Here is a 24,547-nt window from a genome sequence, read left to right on the forward strand (position 1 = left end):
TAAACTAGCAAGAATTGTTGGGGTATCGCCAAGCGGTAAGGCTCTGGTTTCTGATACCAGCATTCCGAGGTTCGAATCCTCGTACCCCAGCCATTTTCAAAAGACGTTCACCTTGTGAGCGCACCCTATTGGGGTATCGCCAAGCGGTAAGGCACCGGATTCTGATTCCGGCATTCCGAGGTTCGAATCCTCGTACCCCAGCCATATAAAACAAACAAGCTCGCTTCGGCGAGCTTTTTTGTATTTGTCGTTCAGAGGAAGTGCCGGATGCGCTACGCTTATCCGGCCCACCAAAAACTACAACCCTAACGCATACTTCAGCGCCTGACGTTTTAACACGCCAGCGCGCTGGGCGGCCATCAGCCCAATGTTCCGCACCACTTTTAGCGGGCTGAGATCGTTGCTGAATCCGGCATAGAAGAGATCCATCCCGGACTGCATCAGCAGGTTATCCGCGCGACGTCGCGCCTGATAGCGCTTCAGCACCGTTTCACTGGCCCAATCCTCAGCATAACCGCGCGCATTTGCCAGCACATCAATCAGCGCATCCACGTCGCGATAACCCAGGTTCACGCCCTGCCCCGCCAGCGGATGGATGGTATGTGCTGCATCGCCCACCAGCGCCAGCCCCGGCTGGACATACTGTAAGGCATGACGACGCGTCAGTGGGAACGAACCGGCGGCAACCGGCGTGACGTTTCCTAAACGCTGCGGAAAATGGGTATGAATTTCCTGTTGCAACTGGGCCATGTTCAACGCCTGTAGCTGGCGAATCCGCGCGGGCGTGTCGTACCACACCAGCGATGCCCAGTGTTCAAAGAGCGGTAAAAACGCGCGCGGCCCGGTGGGTGAAAACTGCTGCCAGGTGCTGTCGCCCGGATCGTTTTCACACTGCACGGTGATCAGCATGCAGGATTGCGGATATTGCCAGCCATGTGTGCCAATGCCGGCCATCTGACGAACCTGAGAAAATGCGCCGTCCGCACCAATCACCAGACGCGCGGACAACGTTTCGCCTTCAGCCAGCGTCACCACCCGGCGTCCGGCGTCCATCGTCATGGCGCTGAGGGTTTGACCGGTTTTCAGCGTTGCCTGCGGATGCGCCTCAAGCGCCTGCCACAGCGCCAGCTGCAAGACATTGTTCTCCACCATGTAGCCCAGTTGCGGCAGCTTCAGCTCGGCGGCATCAAACACCACGTGCGCGTTTTGCCACTCCCAGGTCTCCAGCCGACGCCAGGCATGCACGCGCATTGCCTGAATCGCATCCCAGACGTCAAGCCCACGCAGGAGCGATACGGACGCGGCGCTGATAGCCGAAATACGCACATCAGGCGGTGATGCCGGATCAAACGCAACAGGTGCTGATTTCTCCAGCACGGTGACGGAGAACCCTTCCCGCGCCAACCCTAACGCCAGCGCGCCGCCGACCATCCCACCGCCTACCACGACGATGTCTGTTTGCTGAATTGTCATAGTCAATTATCCTTAACCGTTAATGCCTTAAGTTTACCGGATTTTGCGCCGCTTGAGGTCATACTGGTCACAACCGCGTCAAAGCATTACAATACGCGCCCTGCATTCCTGGCTATTTCCCCGCCATTTTCGGGGTTTAAACATTTGAGCAAGAGCAAGTCGATGACAAAAAAACTCCATATTAAAACCTGGGGCTGTCAGATGAATGAGTATGATTCATCCAGGATGGCCGATCTGCTGGATGCCACTCACGGGTATCAACTCACGGATGTGGCTGAAGAAGCGGATGTGCTGCTGTTGAATACCTGCTCAATCCGCGAGAAGGCACAGGAAAAAGTCTTCCACCAATTAGGCCGCTGGAAATTATTAAAGGAAAAAAATCCGAAGCTGATCATTGGTGTGGGCGGCTGTGTTGCCTCTCAGGAAGGGAAACTAATCCGCCAGCGTGCGCATTATGTCGATATTATTTTTGGCCCGCAGACCTTACACCGCCTGCCTGAGATGATTGATACGGTACGTGGCAACCGCCGCCCGGTCATCGACGTCAGCTTCCCGGAAATCGAGAAGTTTGACCGTCTTCCGGAACCGCGCGCAGAAGGCCCGACCGCCTTCGTCTCGATCATGGAAGGCTGCAACAAATATTGCACTTACTGCGTGGTGCCGTATACCCGTGGTGAAGAAGTGAGCCGTCCGTGCGACGATATTCTGTTTGAAGTGGCGCAACTGGCGGCACAGGGCGTACGTGAAATTCACCTGCTCGGTCAGAACGTCAACGCCTGGCGTGGTGAGAACTATGATGGCACAACCGGCTCGTTCTCCGAACTGCTGCGCCTGGTCGCGGCTATCGACGGTATCGACCGCCTGCGTTTCACCACCAGCCACCCTATCGAATTTACCGACGATATTATCGATGTGTATCGCGATACGCCGGAGCTGGTGAGCTTCCTGCATCTGCCGGTTCAGTGTGGTTCCGACCGTGTACTGAACCTGATGGGCCGCACGCACACCGTGCTGGAGTACAAATCGATTATCCGCAAGCTGCGCGCTGCGCGTCCGGATATTCAGATTAGCTCTGACTTTATCGTCGGCTTCCCCGGTGAAACGACGCAGGACTTCGAGCAAACCATGAAGCTGATTGGCGAAGTGAATTTCGACGTCAGCTACAGCTTTATTTTCTCTGCCCGTCCGGGTACGCCAGCTGCAGATATGGTTGACGATGTGCCGGATGAAGAGAAAAAACAGCGTCTGTACATTTTGCAGGAGCGCATCAATCAGCAGGCCATGGCGTGGAGCCGCCGTATGCTGGGCACCACCCAGCGTATTCTGGTTGAAGGCCTGTCGCGCAAGAGCGTGATGGAACTGACCGGACGCACGGAAAATAACCGCGTGGTGAACTTTGAAGGCACCCCGGATATGGTCGGTAAGTTTGTCGATGTTGAGATTGTGGATGTCTACACCAACTCGCTGCGCGGCAAACTGGTGCGTACGGAAGATGAGATGGGGCTGCGCGTGGTCGAATCACCGGAGTCCGTCATCTCTCGTACCCGTAAAGAGAATGACCTGGGCGTCGGTGTCTACCAGCCGTAAACCTTTCGGCCTGCCGCTCCGGCAGGCCTTGTTTTCTCAGCCTTTCACCCAAATATCCACTGCAATGCTTGCGCCTTTATTCGCTGGCGTGAATAATTTCATCAATGATGACCCGATTGTCGGGATGAGCCTAATCGTAGGCCGGATACGCGTATCGCCTTCCGGCAAACATGAAAGAGGAACAGTTTGAACATAGACACTCGCGAAATTACGCTGGAACCAGCAGACAACGCCCGCCTGCTGAGCCTTTGCGGCCCGTTTGATGACAACATCAAACAGCTTGAGCGGCGACTGGGCATCGAAATCAACCGCCGCGACAACCATTTCAAACTCACCGGACGCGCGATTTGCGTCACCGCTGCGGCAGATATTCTGCGCAGCCTGTATGTCGATACCGCCCCGATGCGCGGTCAGATTCAGGATATTGAACCGGAGCAAATCCACCTCGCGATTAAAGAAGCGCGCGTGCTGGAACAGAGCGCCGAAAGCGTGCCGGAATATGGCAAAGCGATCAATATCAAAACCAAGCGCGGCGTGATTAAACCACGTACGCCGAACCAGGCGCAGTACATCGCCAATATTCTGGACCACGACATCACCTTCGGCGTGGGCCCGGCGGGTACCGGTAAAACCTATCTGGCGGTCGCGGCGGCAGTCGATGCGCTGGAACGTCAGGATATTCGCCGTATTCTGCTCACTCGCCCGGCGGTAGAAGCGGGTGAAAAACTTGGCTTCCTGCCGGGAGATTTAAGCCAGAAAGTTGACCCGTATCTGCGCCCACTGTACGACGCGCTGTTCGAGATGCTCGGCTTCGAGAAAGTGGAAAAACTGATTGAGCGCAACGTGATTGAAGTGGCTCCGCTGGCCTACATGCGCGGGCGCACGCTCAACGATGCCTTTATCATTCTCGATGAGAGCCAGAACACCACCATCGAACAGATGAAGATGTTCCTGACGCGTATTGGCTTTAACTCGAAAGCGGTGATCACCGGCGACGTCACCCAGATTGACCTGCCGCGTAACACTAAATCCGGCCTGCGCCACGCGGTTGAAGTGCTGGCGAACGTCGATGAAATTAGCTTTAACTTCTTCCACAGCGAAGACGTGGTTCGTCACCCTGTGGTGGCGCGCATCGTTAACGCCTATGAAGCCTGGGAAGAAGCCGAACAAAAACGTAAAGCTGAGCTGGCTGCGGAAAGAAAACGCGAAGCTCAGGAACAGGAGCAGAAATGAGTCAGGTGATCCTCGATCTCCAGTTGGCCTGTGAAGACAACACCGGTCTGCCCGACGAAAGTCAATTTCAGACATGGCTGGATGCCGTTATCCCGCAATTTCAGGAAGAATCAGAAGTGACGATTCGCCTGGTGGATACCGCGGAAAGCCATGAACTCAACCTGACCTATCGCGGGATGGACAAGCCGACCAACGTGCTCTCTTTCCCATTTGAAGCACCGCCGGGAATGGAAATGCCGCTGCTGGGCGATCTCATCATCTGCCGTCAGGTGGTTGAGCGCGAAGCCAAAGAGCAGAACGTGTCGCTCGATTCCCACTGGGCGCACATGGTAGTACACGGCAGCCTGCATCTGCTGGGCTACGACCATATCGAAGATGAAGAAGCCGAAGAGATGGAAGGCATCGAAACGGAGATAATGCTTGCTCTGGGCTATGAGGATCCGTACATTGCCGAGAAAGAGTAACTGCCGGGCTTCGGCCCGACAGTGTTTTATTGCCGCCCAACGCTGAGTTTGCGCGTGGCGGCCCTGATTAACTAACCATGAGAACCCAAACGACGCCATGAGCGACGACAATTCACACAGTAGTGACACAGTAAGCAGCAAAAAGGGATTTTTCTCCCTCTTACTCAGCCAGCTTTTCCACGGTGAACCCAAAAACCGCGATGAACTGCTGGAGCTGATCCGTGATTCCGGGCAGAACGACCTTATCGACGAAGATACGCGCGATATGCTCGAAGGGGTAATGGACATCGCCGACCAGCGCGTTCGCGATATCATGATCCCGCGTTCCCAGATGATTACCCTGAAACGTAACCAGACCCTTGATGAATGTCTCGACGTCATCATCGAATCTGCGCACTCTCGTTTCCCGGTGATCAGCGAGGATAAAGATCACATCGAAGGGATTTTGATGGCTAAAGACTTGCTGCCGTTTATGCGCAGCGATGCCGAAGCCTTCAGCATGGACAAAGTGTTACGCCAGGCGGTTGTCGTGCCTGAGAGCAAACGGGTTGACCGGATGCTCAAAGAGTTCCGCTCACAGCGCTATCACATGGCGATTGTTATCGATGAGTTTGGCGGTGTCTCCGGCCTCGTCACCATCGAAGATATTCTGGAACTGATCGTCGGTGAAATCGAAGATGAGTACGACGAAGAAGATGATATCGACTTCCGTCAGCTCAGCCGCCACACCTGGACGGTGCGCGCGCTGGCCTCAATCGAAGATTTCAACGAAGCCTTCAGCACCCACTTCAGCGATGAAGAAGTCGATACCATCGGCGGGCTGGTGATGCAGGCCTTTGGTCATCTGCCGGCACGCGGCGAGACCATCGACATCGACGGTTACCAATTCAAAGTGGCAATGGCGGATAGCCGCCGTATCATTCAGGTTCATGTCAAACTTCCTGATGACGCGCCACAGCCGAAAATGGAAGACTAAACTAACAGGACATTTCGCCTAAATGGTATTTGCCTCTCTTATTGAACGCCAGCGCGTGCGCTTACTGCTGGCGCTGTTATTCGGAGCCAGCGGAACGCTGGCTTTTTCTCCTTATGATATCTGGCCTGCCGCGCTCATCTCACTGATGGGCCTACAGGGGCTCACGTTCAATCGCCGCCCACTGCAAAGCGCCTGGATTGGCTACTTCTGGGGGCTGGGGCTGTTCGGCTCCGGCATTCACTGGATTTACGTCAGTATCGCCCAGTTTGGCGGTATGCCTGGCCCGGTGAACGTCTTCCTCGTGGCACTGCTGGCCGCTTACATGTCGCTTTATACCGGGCTGTTTAGCGGTATTTTGTCGCGCCTGTGGCCGAAAGCGACGTGGATACGCGTCGCCATCGCCGCGCCAGTGGTATGGCAAATCACTGAATTCCTGCGCGGCTGGGTGCTGACCGGTTTTCCATGGTTGCAGTTTGGCTACAGTCAGATTGACGGCCCGCTGAAAGGCATTGCGCCGATTATGGGTGTGGAAGCGATCAACTTCCTGCTGATGTCGGTCAGCGGTCTGCTGGTGCTTGCCGCCTGTACCCGCAACTGGCGTCCAGCGGTAATCGCCATCGTGCTCTTCGCGCTGCCCTTCCCGCTGCGTTACATTCAGTGGTATCAGCTTGAACCACAGCGCGCGACGCAGGTTTCTCTGGTGCAGGGCGACATCGCGCAGTCACTGAAATGGGATGAAAATCAGCTGATTAATACGCTGAAAATTTATCTCGACGCCACGCAGCCGGAGATGGGCAAGTCGCAACTGATTATCTGGCCGGAGTCCGCTATTCCGGATTTGGAAATTAATCAGCAGAACTTCCTGCGCATGATGGATGACCTGTTGCGTTCTAAAGACACCACGCTGGTGACCGGCATTGTTGATGCGCGTCTGAATAAACAGAACCGTTACGATACCTACAACACCATCATCACGCTGGGTAAAGATAGCCCGTACAGCTACGAATCGAAGAATCGCTACAATAAAAATCACCTGGTCCCGTTTGGTGAGTTTGTACCGCTGGAATCGATTCTCCGCCCACTGGCACCGTTCTTTGACCTGCCGATGTCGTCCTTTAGTCGTGGCGCATACGTTCAGCCGCAGCTGCTGGCGCACAACCTGAAACTGACGGCGGCGATTTGCTACGAGATTATTCTCGGCGAGCAGGTGCGCGATAACTTCCGTCCGGATACAGACTTCCTGCTGACCATCTCTAACGATGCGTGGTTTGGTAAGTCTATCGGCCCGTGGCAGCACTTCCAGATGGCGCGCATGCGTTCGCTGGAGCTGGCTCGCCCTTTGCTGCGCAGCACTAACAACGGCATTACCGCTGTGATTGGGCCGCAGGGCGAGATTCAGGCGATGATCCCGCAGTTTACCCGTCAGGTATTAACCACCACCGTGACGCCAACGACGGGCTTAACACCGTATGCGCGCACCGGCAACTGGCCGTTGTGGGCGCTCACTGCGCTGTTTGGCTTCGGCGCGCTGGTGATGAGTTTGCGTCAGCGTCGGAAGTAACCCACCGCCCCCCTCACCCTAACCCTCTCCCCAAAGGGGTGTACGGTCCGGGGACATAGTTAACACTTGTTCGGGGACATGGTAGACACTTACAACTAAGGCATAAGAATCCGTTTATGGAGTCGCTTATGCCCTGGGATGCGAGAGATACCATGTCATTACGTTCCGAGTTTGTTCTGTTCGCCTCACAAGACGGGGCGAACATCCGTTCCCTCTGCCGTCACTACGGCATTTCTCCCGCCACCGGTTACAAGTGGCTTCGTCGCTGGGCTGAGGAAGGCGCATCCGGTCTTCTGGACCGTCCCCGCGTACCTCATCACTCTCCCAACCGTTCTCCGGATGATATCACTGACCTGCTGCGCATCGCCCATGCCCGTCATGAGCGCTGGGGCGCCCGCAAGATAAAGCGCTGGCTCGAAGACCAGGGGCACCGTATGCCCGCCTTCAGCACCGTCCATAACCTGATGGCCCGTCACGGTCTGCTACCGGGCACGGCTCCGGGCATTCCGGCCACAGGGCGCTTCGAACATGACGCGCCGAACCGGCTCTGGCAGATGGATTTTAAGGGCCACTTCCCCTTCGGCGGGGGGCGCTGCCATCCGCTCACCCTGCTGGATGACCACTCCCGTTTCTCCCTGTGTCTGGCACCCTGCGCCGATGAACGCCGTGAGACCGTGCAGCAGCAGCTGGTCAGCGTGTTTGAACGCTACGGGCTGCCAGACCGGATGACGATGGACAACGGCGCGCCGTGGGGCGACACCACCGGTGTCTGGACAGCGCTGGAGCTGTGGCTGATGCGCCAGGGTATCCGGGTGGGGCATTCCCGGCCATACCATCCGCAGACACAGGGCAAGCTGGAACGTTTTCACCGCAGCCTGAAGGCGGAAGTGCTGCAGGGTAAGTGGTTCACAGACAGCGGTGAGCTGCAGCGTGCTTTCGACCACTGGCGTACGGTGTATAACCTTGAACGGCCCCATGAAGCACTGGGTATGGCCGTTCCGGCCTCGCGGTATCAGCCGTCTGCAAGGCAGTACAGCGACAGCATTACGCCACCGGAATATGATGAAGGGGTGATGGTGAGGAAGGTCGATATCAGCGGGAAGCTGAGCATTAATGGTACCTGTCTGAAGGCAGGCAAAGCATTCAGGGGAGAGCGGGTCGGGCTGAAGGAGACGCAGGAGGATGGCTGCTATGAAGTGTGGTGGTACAGTACGAAAGTGGGGGTGATCGACCTGAAGAAAAAGTCGATCACCATGGGTAAAGGATGTTAAAAAGTGTTCACCATGTCCCCGAACACCTGTCTACCATGTCCCCGGACCGTACAAGGGGCGAGGGGACCGATAGTGCACATTGTTGAATCCAGCACCGCCTTCCTCCCTCTCCCTGTGGGAGAGGGCCGGGGTGAGGGCATCAGCGCGCACACCCCCCCCCAAACACTCCCCATTCTGGCACGCCAATTGCTTAATAAACTCAGGCAGTAACGAATTCTGCATGAGCGCAACCTGGTAGCACCAAAACGAATCACCGGTAGCACCTCTTTAGTGCAATCTGCGATTTTTGCCTCAAAACGGTGCGGAGCAGTTCGCAAAAATAAACAATAAATCAGCAAATTCTTTACATTAAGCCACACTAAATGTTAACAAACACAGATAACGCTGCACGCTGAAATTGCAGACGATAACAACACAAACATCACTATGGGTATCTATGCGTCGATGACGCAGAGGATAAAGGAGTTGGATATGCAATTACGTAAACTGACCGCTGCTATGCTGGCGATGGGATTATGCGCCGGGCTGGCTCACGCAGAAGATGCGCCAGCGGCAGGTAGCACCCTGGACAAAATCGCCAAAAACGGCGTGATCGTTGTCGGGCACCGTGAATCTTCCGTTCCGTTCTCTTACTACGACAACCAGCAAAAAGTGGTCGGCTATTCTCAGGATTACTCCAACGCCATCGTTGAAGCCGTGAAGAAGAAGCTGAACAAGCCTGACCTTCAGGTGAAACTGATTCCTATCACCTCTCAGAACCGTATCCCGCTGCTGCAAAACGGCACCTTCGATTTTGAGTGTGGCTCTACCACCAACAACCTCGAACGCCAGAAACAAGCGGCTTTCTCTGACACCATCTTTGTCGTCGGCACCCGCCTGCTGACCAAAAAAGGCGGCGACATTAAAGATTTTGCGGATCTGAAAGGCAAAGCGGTGGTTGTGACTTCCGGCACCACCTCTGAAATTCTGCTGCACAAGCTGAATGACGAACAGAAAATGGATATGCGCATCATCAGCGCCAAAGACCACGGTGACTCCTTCCGTACCCTGGAAAGCGGACGCGCGGTCGCGTTTATGATGGATGATGCCCTGCTGGCCGGTGAGCGCGCGAAAGCGAAGAAACCAGACAACTGGGAAATCGTCGGCAAACCGCAGTCGCAGGAAGCCTATGGCTGTATGCTGCGTAAAAACGACCCGGACTTCAAAAAGCTGATGGATGACACCATCGCTCAGGCGCAAACCTCCGGCGAAGCGGCTAAATGGTTTGATAAGTGGTTCAAAAACCCAATCCCACCGAAAAACCTGAACATGAACTTTGAACTGTCTGACGAAATGAAGGCCCTGTTTAAAGAACCGAATGACAAAGCTCTGAACTAATTATAACAACCAGGGCGGGACTACCTGCCCTCTCGATTGTTGAATAGCACGGACAGACTACAGGTCTGGCGGTCGTTCCCCGCCGGGCCCGAATATCGCAGTACGCCGTTCACCAATCTTCGAGGGTAGCACTGCTACCCTTTTTTTTCTGGAGTAGATTTATGTCAATAGACTGGAACTGGGGGATTTTTCTTCAGCAAGCCCCGTTCGGCAACACCACCTATCTTGGCTGGCTATGGAGTGGTTTTCAGGTCACCGTCGCCCTGTCGATTACCGCCTGGATTATCGCTTTCTTCGTTGGCTCCCTGTTCGGCATCCTGCGTACCGTCCCCAACCGTTTCCTGTCCGGAATCGGCACGCTGTACGTTGAACTGTTTCGTAACGTTCCGCTGATCGTGCAGTTCTTTACCTGGTACCTGGTGGTGCCGGAATTGCTGCCAGAAGATCTGGGAATGTGGTTTAAAGCAGAGCTGGACCCTAACATTCAGTTCTTCCTCTCATCGATGATCTGTCTTGGCCTCTTTACCGCGGCACGCGTGTGCGAGCAGGTGCGCGCAGCGATTCAGTCGCTGCCGCGCGGGCAGAAAAACGCCGGTCTGGCGATGGGTTTAACGCTGCCGCAGACCTACCGTTACGTGCTGCTGCCAAACGCCTACCGCGTGATTGTGCCGCCGATGACCTCAGAGATGATGAACCTGGTGAAAAACTCGGCCATCGCCTCCACCATCGGTCTGGTCGATATGGCCGCGCAGGCAGGTAAACTGCTGGATTACTCGGCGCATGCCTGGGAATCGTTCACCGCAATTACCCTTGCTTATGTCTTGATCAACGCCTTCATTATGCTGGTGATGACCCTGGTGGAACGTAAAGTTCGCCTGCCGGGCAATATGGGAGGCAAATAATGTACGAGTTTGACTGGAGTTCTATCGTTCCTTCCCTGCCCTATCTGCTTGCCGGGCTGGTGGTGACGCTGAAAATTACCGTAACGGCTGTGATCGTCGGTATTGTCTGGGGCACCATCCTTGCGGTGATGCGCCTGTCAACCTTCGCGCCCGTTTCCTGGTTTGCCAAAACCTACGTTAACGTTTTCCGCTCCATTCCGCTGGTGATGGTGCTGCTGTGGTTTTACCTCATCGTGCCGGGGCTGTTGCAGGATGTGCTGGGATTATCGCCGAAAACCGATATCCGCCTGATCTCCGCGATGGTGGCGTTCTCGATGTTTGAAGCGGCCTACTATTCGGAAATTATCCGTGCCGGTATTCAGAGCATTTCGCGCGGACAATCCAGCGCCGCGCTGGCGCTCGGGATGACCCACTGGCAGTCGATGAAGCTCATTATTCTGCCGCAGGCCTTCCGCGCGATGGTGCCGCTGCTGCTCACCCAGGGGATCGTCCTGTTCCAGGATACCTCGCTGGTGTATGTCTTAAGTCTTGCCGATTTCTTCCGTACCGCGTCCACCATCGGTGAGCGTGACGGAACCCAGGTCGAAATGATCCTGTTTGCCGGCGCCGTTTATTTTGTGATTAGCCTGAGTGCTTCGTTGTTGGTCAGCTACTTGAAAAGAAGGACAGTTCAATGATTACCCTGAAAAATGTTTCTAAATGGTATGGTCAATTTCAGGTGCTGACCGACTGCTCCACCGAAGTGAAAAAGGGTGAAGTGGTGGTGGTTTGCGGCCCGTCCGGATCGGGTAAATCGACGCTTATCAAAACCGTTAACGGCCTGGAACCTGTACAGAAAGGCGAGATCCTGGTGAACGGGATTCAGGTTAACGATAAAAAAACCAACCTCGCATCGCTGCGCTCAAAGGTTGGGATGGTGTTCCAGCATTTCGAGCTGTTCCCGCATTTGTCGATTATCGAAAACCTGACGCTGGCGCAGGTAAAAGTACTGAAGCGCGACAAAGCAGCGTCCCGCGAAAAAGGGCTGAAACTGCTGGAGCGCGTGGGGCTCTCCGCGCATGCCAACAAGTTCCCGTCGCAGCTTTCCGGTGGCCAGCAGCAGCGCGTGGCGATCGCCCGCGCCCTGTGTATGGATCCGGTGGCGATGCTGTTTGATGAACCGACTTCGGCACTCGATCCCGAGATGATCAACGAAGTACTGGACGTGATGGTTGAGCTGGCCAACGAAGGCATGACCATGATGGTGGTGACTCACGAAATGGGCTTTGCCCGTAAAGTGGCGAACCGGGTGATCTTTATGGATGAAGGGAAAATCGTTGAAGACTCCGAGAAAGAGGCCTTCTTCGCCAACCCGAAATCGGAACGTGCCAAAGACTTCCTCGCGAAAATTCTGCATTAATCTTTTCGGCGCGCGCTTCAGAGTGCGCGCCGCTTCACGCTTTTCTGCACATCTCCTCGAATGCATTGTCACGCAGCGCTACCCTTGTCGCAAAAAAATGCCTGACCAGACAAGGAGTAACTATGGCAACCCCAATCATACTCGACTGCGACCCAGGACACGACGATGCTATTACCATCGTGCTGGCCCTCGCCTCCCCGGAACTGGATGTCAAAGCCATCACCTCCTCCGCCGGTAACCAAACGCCGGACAAAACCCTGCGTAACGTGCTCCGCATGCTCACGCTGCTCAAGCGCCCCGATATTCCGGTGGCGGGCGGCGCAATTAAACCGCTGATGCGTAAACTGATTATTGCCGATAACGTGCATGGAGAAAGCGGTCTTGATGGCCCGGCGCTGCCGGAACCCGGTTTTGCGCCGCTTAGCTGTACCGCCGTGGAGTTAATGGCCAAAACCCTGCGTGAAAGTGCAGAACCGGTCACGATTGTTTCCACCGGCCCACAAACCAATGTCGCCCTGCTGCTCAACAGCCACCCGGAACTGCACGCAAAGATCGCGCAAATCGTGATTATGGGCGGCGCCATGAGCCTGGGTAACTGGACGCCAGCCGCAGAATTCAATATCTACGTTGACCCGGAAGCCGCAGAAATCGTCTTTCAGTCCGGTATTCCGGTGGTGATGGCGGGGCTGGATGTCACGCATAAAGCGCAAATTCACGTCGAAGATACGGAGCGATTCCGCGCCATTGGTAACCCGATTTCCACCATCGTTGCCGAGCTGCTCGACTTCTTCCTCGAATATCACAAAGATGAAAAATGGGGTTTCATCGGCGCGCCGCTGCATGACCCGTGCACCATCGCCTGGCTACTGAAACCAGAGTTGTTTACCACCGTGGAACGTTGGGTTGGCGTGGAAACGCAGGGCAAATATACCCAGGGCATGACCGTTGTGGATTACTATTTCCTCACCGGCAATAAACCGAACGCGCAGGTGATGGTCGATGTGGATCGTCAGGGATTTGTGGATTTGCTGGCTGAACGTCTGAAATTTTACGCTTAATACGCCTTATTGATTAAGATCACCACGCTTTACCGGGGTGATCTTAATCTGATTATCTCCTTTCCTTTCAAGATATAAATGCAATGGATAATGCAAACCTCGCTATTGGTATCGATCTCGGTACCACCAACAGTTTAATTGCCGTCTGGCAGGTAGGCGGCGCACAACTCATTCCTAATAAATTTGGTGAATATTTAACGCCATCCATAATTAGTATCGATGAGAATAAAAATATTCTGGTCGGCAAACCGGCAAAATCACGACGTATTTCGCATCCGGATAAAACCGCTGCATTATTCAAACGTGCAATGGGCAGTAATATGTCCTGGAAACTGGGCAATGAAACGTTCAATGCCCCAGAACTGTCGTCTTTAGTATTACGTTCATTAAAAGAAGATGCAGAAGAGTACCTTCAATGTTCTATCAGAGATGTGGTGATTTCTGTTCCTGCCTATTTTAGCGATGAGCAACGCAAACACACTCGCCTGGCGGCAGAGCTGGCTGGGTTAAATGCCGTACGCTTAATCAATGAACCGACCGCTGCCGCGATGGCTTATGGGCTTCATACTCAGCAAGACACTCGCTCGCTGGTGTTCGATCTCGGCGGCGGCACTTTTGATGTGACGGTACTGGAATACGCAACACCGGTTATTGAAGTTCATGCTTCTGCGGGCGATAACTATCTTGGTGGCGAAGATTTTACGCAGATGCTGGTCGATGAAGCGATCAAACGTTGGGGGTTGAGCAAGTCAACGATGCCCGAAACCGCCCAGGCTGAACTGTATGCCATGGCCGAAGCGGCAAAATGTCGCGGCGAAATCCCCCTCACACTTTCGTGGCGCCCCACTCACGATCGTATGCTATTGACGTGTGAATTCTACGAAGATGAACTTGAAGCTCTGTGGTTGCCATTGCTCAACCGCCTGCGCGTGCCAATCGAACAGGCGTTAAGGGATGCGCGTCTTAAGCCGGAACAAATCGATAGCCTTGTACTGGTTGGCGGCGCCTCACAGATGCCGCTTGTGCAACGCATCGCTGTCCGTCTGTTTGGCAAGTTGCCTTATCAAAATTACGATCCCAGCACCATTGTCGCCCTGGGGGCTGCAATTCAGGCCGCATGCCGCTTGCGCTGCGAAGACGTTGAAGAGGTCATTCTCACCGATATTTGCCCCTATTCTTTAGGCGTAGAGGTTTGCCATCAGGGGGTTAATGGCATCTTTTCACCCATCATTGAGCGTAATACCACGGTACCTGTGTCGCGGGTAGAGACCTACTTCACAACGCATCCCAATCAGGAATCGATTCGGATCAATGTCTATCAGGGTGAAAATCATAAGGTCAAGAACAACATATTGATAGAATCATTCGATGTCCCATTGAAGAAAACCGGCACATATCAATCAATAGATATCCGCTTCAGTTACGATATCAATGGGTTATTAGAGGTAGATGTTTTGCCAGAAGACGGCGAAGCCGCGTCCAGAATCATTACCCAAAGCCCGGTTGCATTGACACAACAGCAGATCGACGCCAGTCGCGCGCGATTACAAGGCCTGAAAATCTACCCACGAGATTTGTTAATCAACCGTACGTTTAAGGCAACGCTGGAAGAGCGGTGGTCGCGTTCGTTGGGAGAAGAAAGGGAAAACCTTGGCAGGATTATTACTGACTTCGACGCCGCGCTCGCCTCCAACGATTCAGAGCATGTTAACGATGTTCGTCGCCGTGCCTGCAAATTCCTTGGCATCGAAGAACCCGAAGCGCCTTAAGAGGCGCTTGAGACTAAAACAAACGCAACATTGCCTGATGCGCGGCGCTTATCAGACCTACAAATTTTCTGTAACCTATTGAAGTTGCACTATTTTGTAGACCGAACAAGGCGTTTACGCCGCATCCGGCAGGAACAATGTGCAGGTGATTAAAGCAATAGAGCCAATGGTTATTATTTTATAGTTCACGTACTATGGTGAAGTAATTTGCTTAATAAATGCCCAGCAACCCCGATATACAAGATAATCCTGATAACAAGCCAAAGGCCAGAACTGCCCCCGGATACCTCTGTGCTCTGTTGAGCAACCGTCGACACCTCTTCTTCATCGATTGTCACGCTTTCATACGGCGTGGTAACAGCTGCTGCCTGCACTAACAGACCACGAATGATGATCGCCTCCAGCGGACAAATCGTGGACCGATCGAGTTTATGTACCAGCTGTTGCAGTAACACCTCGTCAGGATCTTCGGCACACGCCAGGCGGTCCGCCACCAGATACATCAGCCAGCAGGGATGTTGACTGTGCTCCTCACTCATCGCTGGCGCGCCGTAATTCAAACGCCGCGCAATAAAACTTTCGCTCAGCGGCGATAATACGCCGCAGTGCAACGCCTCGCTCCACAGCATACAGGTACGCGCGCTGGAGCCAGGAATGTAGAGCAGCGGCTCACCATTAATATCCACCTGCTCACGCGCCTCAATGGCTAAAACGAGTAGAGGGAAATAATCCGGGCGATGCTGGCGGCACCAGCACAACAACAGATCGTCAAAATGGGTGGAAGGATTTGACTGCCACTGCGCGCACAGTTCGGGTAGCAGGCTATCGCCCTCGCCGCCGAATACGCGCTGAACGAAGTGGTAATAGCGCGGCGTCTCGTTATCGGGCTCAGCTTCCTGCCATGCCAGGGCTATGGGGAACAACTCCGGAATGCTCCAGCGCAAGGAGCTAAACCAGCGTAGATGGCGTCTTTGAAAGCAAAGATCGTCTGGTACAATCCAGGGGCCGTGCTGCGCCATTAGCTGTGAGAATAAATGCGGATAACCGAAGAACGTGGACTCCAACGCATCATAAAACATAATGGTCTGGTTCTGTACCACCACCGGCAAGTGCTGCAATTGCGTATAGTCAAACAGGTCGCCGCAGCGGATATTAAATAATAAGTCTTGTACCTTCTCATTATTCACATCGCGGTCATCTCCTCCCTGTTCCCAGGCAAGGCGATCGGACAATAATTTCAGGCACGAGTAAGAAATGGGAAACGTGTTTATCGCGATATTACACAGTGGCCAGCGCGCTTTTTCTATCTGCGAAAAGGATAAATTATTAATCTGCTGAATAAATTCCTGCCACGCCTGCGGCTGAAAGCGTCTTTCGGCATCGTTCAGAAAATCATGAAAAATCCATAACAAATAATTTACCCACGGCGTATCCGCATCCTCTTCCTCCTCAACCGCTGGAGTGACGGGAGACGCTATCTCCTTTAATGCGCTTTCGTAGGCTTCGCGTAATTGCCTGAACCCCTGCGGATCGTTTTCCGGATGAAATGAAGGCAGCAGCGCCAGGTAGGCCTGGCGAATAACGTTATTATCCGTTGTGGCTTCGATACCAAGAATTTGCCAACAGGTTTTCATAGCTCACTCACGTCCTTCAGCGTTTCCGGGCACGCCGGGTAATCGGCTAAATAGCGCCACGGCAGCGTGGCGTAAAAACTGTTTTTTTCCGCAATCAACTCACTGACCATGTGGCGCCCATCGGCATCAAACTCTTTACGGGCAAATGTCTCGCGTAGCACCAGCAGGTTATCGCTATTCCGTAGTTGCCAGTACAAACGACCGATGTAATAAGCATTGAAATATTGCAACCAGCCGGAATAGTTGTGCAGCGCGCGTATGTGTAATCTCGACTGCAACCATAGGCTCTCTTCTTCCGTCAGCCACTGATTAAGTACACCTATTCGGCAAAGGAAACCCATCCGCACATAATCCCAGGCGCGAATACCGCCGCCGCCGCAGCACATTGCAGTATCGGCGACAAATCGGGCGAAAATATTGCCTCGTTTGTCCAGCGTATCCACAAACATTTGCCACTCTTGCGGCGTAGAACAAAACCAGCGACGATAGAATCCTTCCAACTGGGTTGCATGTCCATCATCAGTCATACGGTTAAGCATTTGCAGCAACGTCTCGCGGGTATCAATTCCCCATGATGATTCGATATCGAAATATTTCGTACCCAAATACATTTTCGGTGAGGAATGCGAAGGCAAAAAGTCTTCATTTAAAATTTCCATGGGAGAGGAAAGTGCGAACAGTAAATATTGCGATTCTTTATCCATAATAAACCACCAGATATTCGTATAACGAATGACACGCACTCATATCTTCTCGAGTAAGAGAATAGTATATAATAAAGCCACCGCTCTCATTAAATAAATTACATGAATGTTAATTCGGGATATATTTAAAAATGGATAGCTTCATTACTGCCAACCCTTGCGACAATCTCTCCCTCGAACAATTAACTGAACTTGCGCAGCAAGGAAATAGCGAAGCACAATATATTTTAGGTCGTTTATATAATGAAAATCGTATAGACGACAGCGAAGAAGACAAGCTCTCTTTTTATTGGCTACAGCAGGCTGCTGAACAAGGGCATCGTGAAGCGCAATACTGGCTCGGCTTACGATATAAAGACACGCCAACCAGTATGAAAGACAATGCTCTGGCATTATTCTGGTCCGAAAAAGCCGCACAGCAAGGGCACCTTCACGCTTTCAATACATTAGGCTGGGTTCTGAAAGGGAAGACAGGTATGGCAGCCGATTATCCCAAAGCCGTCTTTTGGTATGCCAAAGGCGCAGAACATGGCTGCTGGTATGCGCAGAATAATCTTGGAAAAATGTACAAAAACGGGCTGGGCATCGAAAGGGATGATAGCAAGGCATTTTATTGGTTTAAGCAGGCCGCGTTACAGGGAAACGCCCTGAGCCAAATGAACCTGGCAGATATGTATTGGCATGGTCGCGGTACGCCAAAAAACGAGGGACTCGCCACGTTATGGTATTTGCGAAGTGCGCAACAGGGCAAAGCTTATTCTCAGTTCCAGCTTGGCTATGCGTATAACGCGGGCGTTGGTATTAAGCAGAATTATCAGCTGGCGATGCATTGGTATCAAAAGGCAGCCAGACAGGGTGATAGTGATGCCTGTATTAATATCGGCTGGATGTATAAATGTGGACACGGCGTACAGGAAGATGATGATCAAGCGTTTATCTGGTTCCAAAAAGCTCTGGAATATGACGAAAACAACGCTGCCGCCTGGTATAACCTCTGCTTTATGTATCGTGACGGGCACGGCACAGCGCAGGATCCTCAACAGGCGCTCTATTGGTTCAAAAAAGTGCAGCTCACCGGCAAATGGAACGTCGACGAAGAAATTCGCAAGCTGGAGGCCCTACTGACAAACAAAGAGCGCCAGATATAGCTTTAAAATCTCTTATTTCAGCTCCCACAACGTCTGCGTGACGACTTCCGTCTTCGTCACTTCATTTTCCTCATCCCATACGGCGCGGGTGACGTTAACCTGCCCCGGATGCTCTGCGGATCGCTGCACAATATCTGCCGCCCTCACGGCCTCCTGAATATTGAGGTTTTTATCAATAACCGGTAGCACACGGATCCACTGCCCCTGCTGAATATCATAGACATGCACTAGCCGGGAGTTACTGCTCCACCATTCCGGAGACACGACGACTCTGTCACGACCACTGTCGTCCAGGTGCGACAGCGTCTCGACGGTGTTGGCCAGGCATCGCGGGATTTTCACAGGTTGCACCCAGAAGTCACTGCTCCACAACGCGCAGTCGCAAGCGTTATAAGGCTGGCATGCTTTTCCCGTACGCGGATCTTCTTCGGTCATCCAGACATAACTCAGTTTCTGGCCGTCAAACTTTCCCCTCGCAATATCAGTGCGTTCTTCTTTGCTCTGATTAGCGCGCGTGATGCCATCCGTTTCGCTGACAATGCGCCATCCCTGAGCTTCTTTTACCACCCTCATTTCTTGCGGATAATTCTTTGACGTATCAAGGGTCAGTCCTGCACGTTTGACAAAACTCACCTCAAAAAGGTTGTCCGCCTGTTCGACAGGGTGAATATTTAACGTGCTGATAATTTCCTGAAAATAGCCTTTATTTTTAGCAAGATACGCTTGTTCTTGTGCCAGAACCTGTTGGATGGAAAGTGACCGCCCATACCACATCACTTTTGAGGAATAGAGAAACTGCGGCTGTGCGTCAGGCGTTTTATTTAATGCATCATTCCAGCGAAACATCAGCTGCCGAATTTGCTGTTCATCTTTAGCTGTCAAGGTGGATTCAGCAAGAACGGGTACAGACATCACGCCTATAAACAGAATAAGACCAACCCTGCAAAATAGTGAATAGAACCATTCCATGTTATTTTTTTCCTTTATATATCCCCAAATACAAATAAAGGCGTTCCTCGCGGAACACCTTTATCACTGTGGCAGCATAATCCTGCTAAACGAAAAAGCAAATCCTTACGGCTCGAACGGCCTTCTCTGGAACTGGTCATGCCCGCATTTCGGGCACAGCGGCAGCACATCCGGCGTATACACAGCCAGGTGGAAATGACACTTCTCACACACCAGATTGCCAAGCCCTACCACCTCACCGCTGTGATACACGCCGTGGTGATTGAGATCCTGGAAGACTTCGCGCCATTCCAGCTGCGTTTTATCGGTGATGTCCGCCAGCTCCTGCCAGATACTCTCCTTGATGACGCGTAAAAATACGCTGTCTTCTTCGTCGTCCTGACTTTCGCTGTAGCTCATAGCGAACTCTTCCAGGTCACGCCTGACCGCACGAATCAGTTCGTCCACCTCGGTTCGCGTTAACTCGCCGGTCTGAGCAACCCGCGCACGCGCCTGTTCCACCAGCGCATCGATATCACGCTCACCGTTGCGTAGACGTTCGGTCAGCGTCGTCACCAGTTCGCGGTAAAATTGAGCAACCTTGTTCATTGTTTCCTCTCCCGGGCAGTTAACCTACTCTTATAATAGACCTTATTTCTTTACTACTCTGTCAGCTACCCCACAGAGTTCGTAAATCAGTGTCCGGGCTTTTCACCGCCATAATGTGTGAAAGGCTGTTTTGACGATGCGCTTTGGGCTATGCTATGCGGATCTGATTACCACATCCATTGGCTACATTGTAGCTGTATTGAAAACAGGACCACTGGCTGCCATGCAAGAGCAATACCGCCCGGAAGAGATAGAATCGAAAGTCCAGCAACATTGGGACGAGAAGCGTACCTTTGAAGTAACTGAAGACGAGAGCAAAGAGAAGTATTACTGCCTGTCGATGCTTCCTTATCCTTCTGGTCGACTACACATGGGCCACGTGCGTAACTACACCATCGGTGACGTGATCGCCCGTTATCAGCGCATGCTGGGCAAAAACGTACTGCAACCGATTGGTTGGGATGCGTTTGGTCTGCCGGCAGAAGGTGCTGCGGTTAAAAATAATACGGCACCGGCTCCGTGGACGTATGACAACATCGCCTACATGAAAAACCAGCTCAAAATGCTGGGCTTCGGCTATGACTGGAGCCGCGAGCTGGCGACCTGTACCCCGGAATATTACCGTTGGGAGCAGAAATTCTTCACCGAACTGTATAAAAAAGGCCTGGTCTACAAGAAAACCTCTGCGGTCAACTGGTGCCCGAACGACCAAACCGTTCTGGCGAACGAACAGGTTATCGACGGCTGCTGCTGGCGCTGCGATACCAAAGTAGAGCGTAAAGAGATCCCACAGTGGTTTATCAAAATCACCGCTTACGCTGACGAACTGCTGAACGACCTGGATACGCTGGATCATTGGCCTGACACGGTGAAAACCATGCAGCGCAACTGGATTGGCCGTTCCGAAGGTGTGGAAATCTCCTTCGACGTAAACGACTACGCCGACAAGCTGACCGTGTACACCACCCGTCCAGACACCTTTATGGGTTGTACTTACCTGGCTGTTGCCGCAGGTCACCCGCTGGCCCAGCAGGCTGCTGTCAACAACCCGACGCTGGCGGCTTTCGTTGATGAATGCCGTAACACCAAAGTGGCCGAAGCCGATATGGCGACCATGGAGAAAAAAGGCGTCGACACCGGCTTTAAAGCGATTCATCCGCTGACCGGCGAAGCGATTCCGGTATGGGCGGCTAACTTTGTTCTGATGGAATACGGCACCGGTGCCGTCATGGCCGTACCGGGTCACGATCAGCGCGACTACGAGTTCGCCACCAAATACGGTTTGAACATCAAGCCGGTTATCCTGGCCGCAGACGGTTCGGAACCGGACCTCTCCGAGCAAGCGCTGACTGAAAAAGGCACCCTGTTCAACTCCGGCGAATTCGACGGGCTGAGCTATGAAGAGGGCTTTAACGCCATCGCCGACAAACTGGCCGCGATGGGCGTCGGCGAACGTAAAGTGAACTACCGTCTGCGCGACTGGGGTGTTTCCCGTCAGCGTTACTGGGGCGCGCCGATTCCGATGGTAACCCTTGAAGACGGTACCGTTATCCCAACGCCTGAAGATCAGCTGCCGGTTATCCTGCCGGAAGATGTGGTTATGGACGGCATCACCAGCCCAATCAAAGCTGACCCGGAGTGGGCAAAAACCACCGTTAACGGTCAGCCTGCGCTGCGTGAAACCGACACCTTTGACACCTTTATGGAATCTTCATGGTACTACGCGCGCTACACCTGCCCGCAGTATCAGGAAGGCATGCTGGATTCCGACGCGGCCAACTACTGGCTGCCGGTGGATATCTACATTGGCGGTATCGAACACGCCATCATGCACCTGCTCTACTTCCGCTTCTTCCACAAACTGATGCGCGATGCGGGAATGGTGAACTCTGACGAACCGGCTAAACAGTTGCTGTGTCAGGGCATGGTGCTGGCTGATGCCTTCTACTATGTTGGCGCGAACGGCGAGCGTAACTGGGTTTCCCCGGTTGATGCTATCGTTGAACGTGACGAGAAAGGTCGTATCGTGAAAGCGAAGGACGCGGCGGGCCATGAGCTGGTGTATACCGGCATGAGCAAAATGTCCAAGTCCAAAAACAACGGTATCGACCCGCAGGTGATGGTTGAGCGCTACGGCGCAGACACCGTTCGTCTGTTTATGATGTTTGCTTCCCCGGCCGATATGACCCTGGAATGGCAGGAATCCGGCGTCGAAGGGGCTAACCGCTTCCTGAAACGTGTCTGGAAACTGGTTTACGAACACACTTCTCAGGGCCCGGTTGCGGCGCTGAATGTGGATGCGCTGAGCGAAGATCAACAAGCCCTGCGCCGCGACGTTCATAAAACTATCGCCAAAGTCACCGATGATATCGGTCGTCGTCAGACCTTCAACACCGCGATCGCGGCGATCATGGAGCTGATGAACAAACTGGCGAAAGCGCCGGTGGAAGGCGAGCAGGATCGCGCCCTGATGCAGGAAGCGCTGCTGGCGGTTGTGCGTATGCTCAACCCGTTCACGCCGCACGCCAGCTTCACCCTGTGGCGTGAACTGGGAGGTGTTGGCGATATCGACAACGCACCGTGGCCGGTGGCTGACGAAAAAGCGATGGTAGAAAACACCACGCTGGTCGTCGTCCAGGTGAACGGTAAAGTGCGCGGTAAAATCACCGTGGCCGTTGACGCAACCGAAGAACAGGTTCGTGAACGTGCAGGCCAGGAACACCTGGTGGCGAAATACCTTGATGGCGTTACCGTGCGTAAAGTGATTTACGTACCGGGTAAACTCCTTAACCTGGTCGTGGGCTAAGCGCGGGAGGAAGCGTGCGATATCTGACAACTCTGTTGTTATCTTTGGCGGTGCTGGTCACCGCCGGATGCGGCTGGCATCTGCGTAGCACTACGCAGGTTCCCAGCGAAATGAAAACGATGATCTTCCAGTCCGGCGATCCGAACGGCCCGTTAAGCCGTGCGGTACGTAATCAGCTGCGCCTGAACGACATCACCCTGCTGGAAGACAGCACTCTGCGTAAAGATGTGCCGTCGCTGCGTATTATCAGCTCCAGCATTTCGAAAGATACCGCATCCGTGTTCCAGAACGGCCAGACGGCGGAATACCAGATGGTATTAACCGTCCGCGCGTCGGTGCTGATCCCGGGTCAGGATATCTTCCCGATCTCGACCAAAGTGTACCGTTCGTTCTTCGATAACCCGCAGCGCGCGCTGGCGAAAGATGCCGAGCAGACGATTATCATCAACGAAATGTACGATAAAGCGGCCGAACAGCTGATCCGTAAACTGCCGAGCGTACACATCGCCGACAGTAAAACGGCGCCAGATACCGTTCCAATGGCGGAAGAATCGCCGATTGGTCCTGGCCGCGTCTCCACCACTCTGGGTAACTGATGATTCGGTTGTATCCGGAACAACTCCGCGCGCAGCTCTCTGAAGGGCTGCGCGCGGCGTATCTGCTGCTCGGTAACGATCCGTTGCTGCTCCAGGAGAGTCAGGACGCTGTGCGCCATGTAGCCACGGAACAGGGCTTTACCGAGCACCACACCTTCTCCCTCGATGCCAGCACCGACTGGAACGAGATCTTCTCGCTGAGTCAGGCGTTGAGTCTGTTCGCCAGCCGCCAGACGCTGCTGCTACTGCTGCCGGAAAACGGCCCGAACGCCGCCATCAACGAACAGCTGGCACGCCTGGTTTCTCTGCTACATGACGATTTGTTGCTTATTGTTCGCGGCAATAAGCTCACCAAAGCGCAGGAGAATGCGACCTGGGTGACGTCTCTTGCCAGCAATGCCGTTCAGGTGAGCTGTCAGACGCCAGAACAGGCCCAGCTTCCCCGCTGGTTAGCGACGCGCGCGAAACAGCTCAATCTTCAGTTAGATGAACCTGCCAGCCAGCTATTGTGTTACTGCTACGAAGGCAACCTGCTGGCGTTATCGCAGGCGCTGGAGCGTTTATCACTGCTGTGGCCGGACGGCAAACTGACGCTGCCGCGCGTTGAGCAGGCCGTGAATGATGCGGCGCACTTTACGCCCTTCCACTGGGTCGATGCCCTGCTGGCGGGAAAAAGTAAACGCGCCCTGCACATCCTGCAACAGCTACGGCTTGAAGGCAGTGAGCCGGTCATTTTGCTGCGTACCGTGCAACGCGAACTGCTCTTACTGGTGAACCTGAAGCGCCAAAGCGCTCACACGCCGCTGCGCGCCTTGTTTGATAAACATCGCGTCTGGCAGAATCGCCGTGGTCTGGTTGGCGATGCCATTAATCGCCTGAGCGGCGACCAATTACGTCAGGCGGTTACCCTGCTGACGCAGGCGGAACTCACGCTGAAACAAGATTATGGTCAGTCTGTCTGGGCTGAACTGGAAAGCCTGTCGCTACTGCTTTGCCATAAAGCCTTAGCCGACGTATTTATTGACGGATGAT

General features: G+C 53.6%; 21 protein-coding genes and 2 tRNA genes. 18 read left to right on the forward strand and 5 right to left on the reverse strand.

The window, feature by feature from the left end:
- Positions 1-18: 18 nt before the first annotated feature.
- Together G163CM_RS10910 and G163CM_RS10915 are read left to right on the forward strand one after the other, a co-directional pair.
- Positions 19-93, forward strand: a tRNA-Gln gene (locus G163CM_RS10910).
- Between the two features lie 36 nt (positions 94-129).
- Positions 130-204: transfer RNA gene (locus G163CM_RS10915), tRNA-Gln, on the forward strand.
- A gap of 93 nt (positions 205-297) precedes the next feature.
- Here the strand turns inward: G163CM_RS10915 and ubiF are convergent.
- Positions 298-1,473 (reverse strand): 3-demethoxyubiquinol 3-hydroxylase, encoded by a 1,176-nt coding sequence (gene ubiF, locus G163CM_RS10920; protein WP_231828184.1) that lies wholly within the window; start codon positions 1,471-1,473, stop codon positions 298-300.
- Positions 1,474-1,635: 162 nt separating this feature from the next.
- Between ubiF and miaB the strand changes: the two genes are divergently transcribed.
- From miaB to G163CM_RS10980, 12 genes are all read left to right on the forward strand, one after another.
- On the forward strand, positions 1,636-3,060 hold the full coding sequence (miaB, locus tag G163CM_RS10925) for a tRNA (N6-isopentenyl adenosine(37)-C2)-methylthiotransferase MiaB (protein ID WP_231828185.1): 1,425 nt from the start codon (positions 1,636-1,638) through the stop codon (positions 3,058-3,060).
- A gap of 186 nt (positions 3,061-3,246) precedes the next feature.
- Positions 3,247-4,293 (forward strand): PhoH family protein, encoded by a 1,047-nt coding sequence (locus G163CM_RS10930; protein WP_231828186.1) that lies wholly within the window; start codon positions 3,247-3,249, stop codon positions 4,291-4,293.
- Positions 4,290-4,757 (forward strand): rRNA maturation RNase YbeY, encoded by a 468-nt coding sequence (ybeY, locus tag G163CM_RS10935; RefSeq protein ID WP_015965365.1) that lies wholly within the window; start codon positions 4,290-4,292, stop codon positions 4,755-4,757. Before G163CM_RS10930 ends, ybeY begins: the two co-directional genes overlap by 4 nt.
- A gap of 97 nt (positions 4,758-4,854) precedes the next feature.
- Positions 4,855-5,733 carry a CNNM family magnesium/cobalt transport protein CorC gene (gene corC / locus G163CM_RS10940; RefSeq protein WP_015965366.1) on the forward strand — a complete coding sequence of 293 codons (879 nt, stop codon included), beginning with the start codon at positions 4,855-4,857 and terminating at the stop codon, positions 5,731-5,733.
- Between the two features lie 22 nt (positions 5,734-5,755).
- A complete protein-coding gene (lnt, locus tag G163CM_RS10945) occupies positions 5,756-7,294 on the forward strand; it encodes an apolipoprotein N-acyltransferase (protein WP_015965367.1) in 1,539 nt (512 codons plus the stop codon).
- A 128-nt stretch (positions 7,295-7,422) separates the two neighbouring features.
- The gene (locus G163CM_RS10950; RefSeq protein WP_420851079.1) at positions 7,423-8,565 is read left to right on the forward strand and encodes an IS481 family transposase; all 1,143 of its coding nucleotides are present in this window, start codon (positions 7,423-7,425) and stop codon (positions 8,563-8,565) included.
- 471 nt (positions 8,566-9,036) lie between these two features.
- Positions 9,037-9,942: an amino acid ABC transporter substrate-binding protein gene (locus tag G163CM_RS10955; protein WP_015965368.1), complete on the forward strand. Its 906-nt coding sequence runs from the start codon at positions 9,037-9,039 to the stop codon at positions 9,940-9,942.
- Between the two features lie 161 nt (positions 9,943-10,103).
- Positions 10,104-10,844 carry a glutamate/aspartate ABC transporter permease GltJ gene (gltJ, locus tag G163CM_RS10960; RefSeq protein ID WP_015965369.1) on the forward strand — a complete coding sequence of 247 codons (741 nt, stop codon included), beginning with the start codon at positions 10,104-10,106 and terminating at the stop codon, positions 10,842-10,844.
- Entirely contained in the window at positions 10,844-11,521 is a 678-nt protein-coding gene (gltK, locus tag G163CM_RS10965) for a glutamate/aspartate ABC transporter permease GltK (protein ID WP_231828187.1), read from the forward strand. Before gltJ ends, gltK begins: the two co-directional genes overlap by 1 nt.
- The gene (locus G163CM_RS10970; protein WP_015965371.1) at positions 11,518-12,243 is read left to right on the forward strand and encodes an amino acid ABC transporter ATP-binding protein; all 726 of its coding nucleotides are present in this window, start codon (positions 11,518-11,520) and stop codon (positions 12,241-12,243) included. The genes gltK and G163CM_RS10970 overlap by 4 nt, the downstream gene beginning before the upstream one ends.
- Before the next feature lie 122 nt (positions 12,244-12,365).
- Positions 12,366-13,301 (forward strand): pyrimidine-specific ribonucleoside hydrolase RihA, encoded by a 936-nt coding sequence (gene rihA / locus G163CM_RS10975; protein WP_231828189.1) that lies wholly within the window; start codon positions 12,366-12,368, stop codon positions 13,299-13,301.
- 83 nt (positions 13,302-13,384) lie between these two features.
- The gene (locus tag G163CM_RS10980; protein WP_231828190.1) at positions 13,385-15,070 is read left to right on the forward strand and encodes a molecular chaperone HscC; all 1,686 of its coding nucleotides are present in this window, start codon (positions 13,385-13,387) and stop codon (positions 15,068-15,070) included.
- Positions 15,071-15,255: 185 nt separating this feature from the next.
- Here G163CM_RS10980 and G163CM_RS10985 read toward each other — a convergent pair whose 3' ends face one another.
- Together G163CM_RS10985 and G163CM_RS10990 are read right to left on the reverse strand one after the other, a co-directional pair.
- Positions 15,256-16,704 carry a J domain-containing protein gene (locus tag G163CM_RS10985; RefSeq protein ID WP_231828191.1) on the reverse strand — a complete coding sequence of 483 codons (1,449 nt, stop codon included), beginning with the start codon at positions 16,702-16,704 and terminating at the stop codon, positions 15,256-15,258.
- Positions 16,701-17,408 carry a DUF1266 domain-containing protein gene (locus G163CM_RS10990; protein ID WP_231828192.1) on the reverse strand — a complete coding sequence of 236 codons (708 nt, stop codon included), beginning with the start codon at positions 17,406-17,408 and terminating at the stop codon, positions 16,701-16,703. Before G163CM_RS10990 ends, G163CM_RS10985 begins: the two co-directional genes overlap by 4 nt.
- A 131-nt stretch (positions 17,409-17,539) precedes the next feature.
- On the opposite strand from G163CM_RS10990, the gene G163CM_RS10995 reads away from it, so the two are divergent.
- Positions 17,540-18,556 (forward strand): tetratricopeptide repeat protein, encoded by a 1,017-nt coding sequence (locus tag G163CM_RS10995; protein WP_231828193.1) that lies wholly within the window; start codon positions 17,540-17,542, stop codon positions 18,554-18,556.
- Between the two features lie 12 nt (positions 18,557-18,568).
- On the opposite strand, the gene G163CM_RS11000 is transcribed toward G163CM_RS10995, so the two are convergent.
- Positions 18,569-19,525, reverse strand: a complete 957-nt coding sequence (locus G163CM_RS11000) for a hypothetical protein (protein WP_231828194.1) — start codon at positions 19,523-19,525, stop codon at positions 18,569-18,571.
- Positions 19,526-19,630: 105 nt separating this feature from the next.
- On the reverse strand, positions 19,631-20,113 hold the full coding sequence (locus G163CM_RS11005; protein ID WP_231828195.1) for a zinc ribbon-containing protein: 483 nt from the start codon (positions 20,111-20,113) through the stop codon (positions 19,631-19,633).
- A 223-nt stretch (positions 20,114-20,336) separates the two neighbouring features.
- Between G163CM_RS11005 and leuS the strand changes: the two genes are divergently transcribed.
- From leuS to holA, 3 genes are read left to right on the forward strand one after another with little or no spacing between them, the layout of a single operon-like run.
- A complete protein-coding gene (gene leuS / locus G163CM_RS11010) occupies positions 20,337-22,919 on the forward strand; it encodes a leucine--tRNA ligase (protein ID WP_231828196.1) in 2,583 nt (860 codons plus the stop codon).
- Positions 22,920-22,933: 14 nt separating this feature from the next.
- The gene (gene lptE, locus G163CM_RS11015; RefSeq protein ID WP_231828197.1) at positions 22,934-23,515 is read left to right on the forward strand and encodes an LPS assembly lipoprotein LptE; all 582 of its coding nucleotides are present in this window, start codon (positions 22,934-22,936) and stop codon (positions 23,513-23,515) included.
- The gene (gene holA / locus G163CM_RS11020) at positions 23,515-24,546 is read left to right on the forward strand and encodes a DNA polymerase III subunit delta (RefSeq protein WP_231828198.1); all 1,032 of its coding nucleotides are present in this window, start codon (positions 23,515-23,517) and stop codon (positions 24,544-24,546) included. The genes lptE and holA overlap by 1 nt, the downstream gene beginning before the upstream one ends.
- The last annotated feature ends 1 nt before the right edge of the window (position 24,547 follow it).

It is taken from the genome of Pseudocitrobacter corydidari (assembly GCF_021172065.1).
GTDB classification, from domain to species: domain Bacteria; phylum Pseudomonadota; class Gammaproteobacteria; order Enterobacterales; family Enterobacteriaceae; genus Pseudocitrobacter; species Pseudocitrobacter corydidari.

What these genes read in the sequence shown, in the direction of transcription:
- ubiF (WP_231828184.1), bottom strand. Translation starts at nt 1,473, where the DNA reads ATGACAATTCAGCAAACAGACATCGTCGTGGTAGGCGGTGGGATGGTC.
- miaB (WP_231828185.1), top strand. Translation starts at nt 1,636, where the DNA reads ATGACAAAAAAACTCCATATTAAAACCTGGGGCTGTCAGATGAATGAG.
- ybeY (WP_015965365.1), top strand. Translation starts at nt 4,290, where the DNA reads ATGAGTCAGGTGATCCTCGATCTCCAGTTGGCCTGTGAAGACAACACC.
- corC (WP_015965366.1), top strand. Translation starts at nt 4,855, where the DNA reads ATGAGCGACGACAATTCACACAGTAGTGACACAGTAAGCAGCAAAAAG.
- lnt (WP_015965367.1), top strand. Translation starts at nt 5,756, where the DNA reads ATGGTATTTGCCTCTCTTATTGAACGCCAGCGCGTGCGCTTACTGCTG.
- G163CM_RS10950 (WP_420851079.1), top strand. Translation starts at nt 7,423, where the DNA reads ATGCCCTGGGATGCGAGAGATACCATGTCATTACGTTCCGAGTTTGTT.
- G163CM_RS10955 (WP_015965368.1), top strand. Translation starts at nt 9,037, where the DNA reads ATGCAATTACGTAAACTGACCGCTGCTATGCTGGCGATGGGATTATGC.
- gltJ (WP_015965369.1), top strand. Translation starts at nt 10,104, where the DNA reads ATGTCAATAGACTGGAACTGGGGGATTTTTCTTCAGCAAGCCCCGTTC.
- gltK (WP_231828187.1), top strand. Translation starts at nt 10,844, where the DNA reads ATGTACGAGTTTGACTGGAGTTCTATCGTTCCTTCCCTGCCCTATCTG.
- G163CM_RS10970 (WP_015965371.1), top strand. Translation starts at nt 11,518, where the DNA reads ATGATTACCCTGAAAAATGTTTCTAAATGGTATGGTCAATTTCAGGTG.
- rihA (WP_231828189.1), top strand. Translation starts at nt 12,366, where the DNA reads ATGGCAACCCCAATCATACTCGACTGCGACCCAGGACACGACGATGCT.
- G163CM_RS10980 (WP_231828190.1), top strand. Translation starts at nt 13,385, where the DNA reads ATGGATAATGCAAACCTCGCTATTGGTATCGATCTCGGTACCACCAAC.
- G163CM_RS10985 (WP_231828191.1), bottom strand. Translation starts at nt 16,704, where the DNA reads ATGAAAACCTGTTGGCAAATTCTTGGTATCGAAGCCACAACGGATAAT.
- G163CM_RS10990 (WP_231828192.1), bottom strand. Translation starts at nt 17,408, where the DNA reads ATGGATAAAGAATCGCAATATTTACTGTTCGCACTTTCCTCTCCCATG.
- G163CM_RS10995 (WP_231828193.1), top strand. Translation starts at nt 17,540, where the DNA reads ATGGATAGCTTCATTACTGCCAACCCTTGCGACAATCTCTCCCTCGAA.
- G163CM_RS11000 (WP_231828194.1), bottom strand. Translation starts at nt 19,525, where the DNA reads ATGGAATGGTTCTATTCACTATTTTGCAGGGTTGGTCTTATTCTGTTT.
- G163CM_RS11005 (WP_231828195.1), bottom strand. Translation starts at nt 20,113, where the DNA reads ATGAACAAGGTTGCTCAATTTTACCGCGAACTGGTGACGACGCTGACC.
- leuS (WP_231828196.1), top strand. Translation starts at nt 20,337, where the DNA reads ATGCAAGAGCAATACCGCCCGGAAGAGATAGAATCGAAAGTCCAGCAA.
- holA (WP_231828198.1), top strand. Translation starts at nt 23,515, where the DNA reads ATGATTCGGTTGTATCCGGAACAACTCCGCGCGCAGCTCTCTGAAGGG.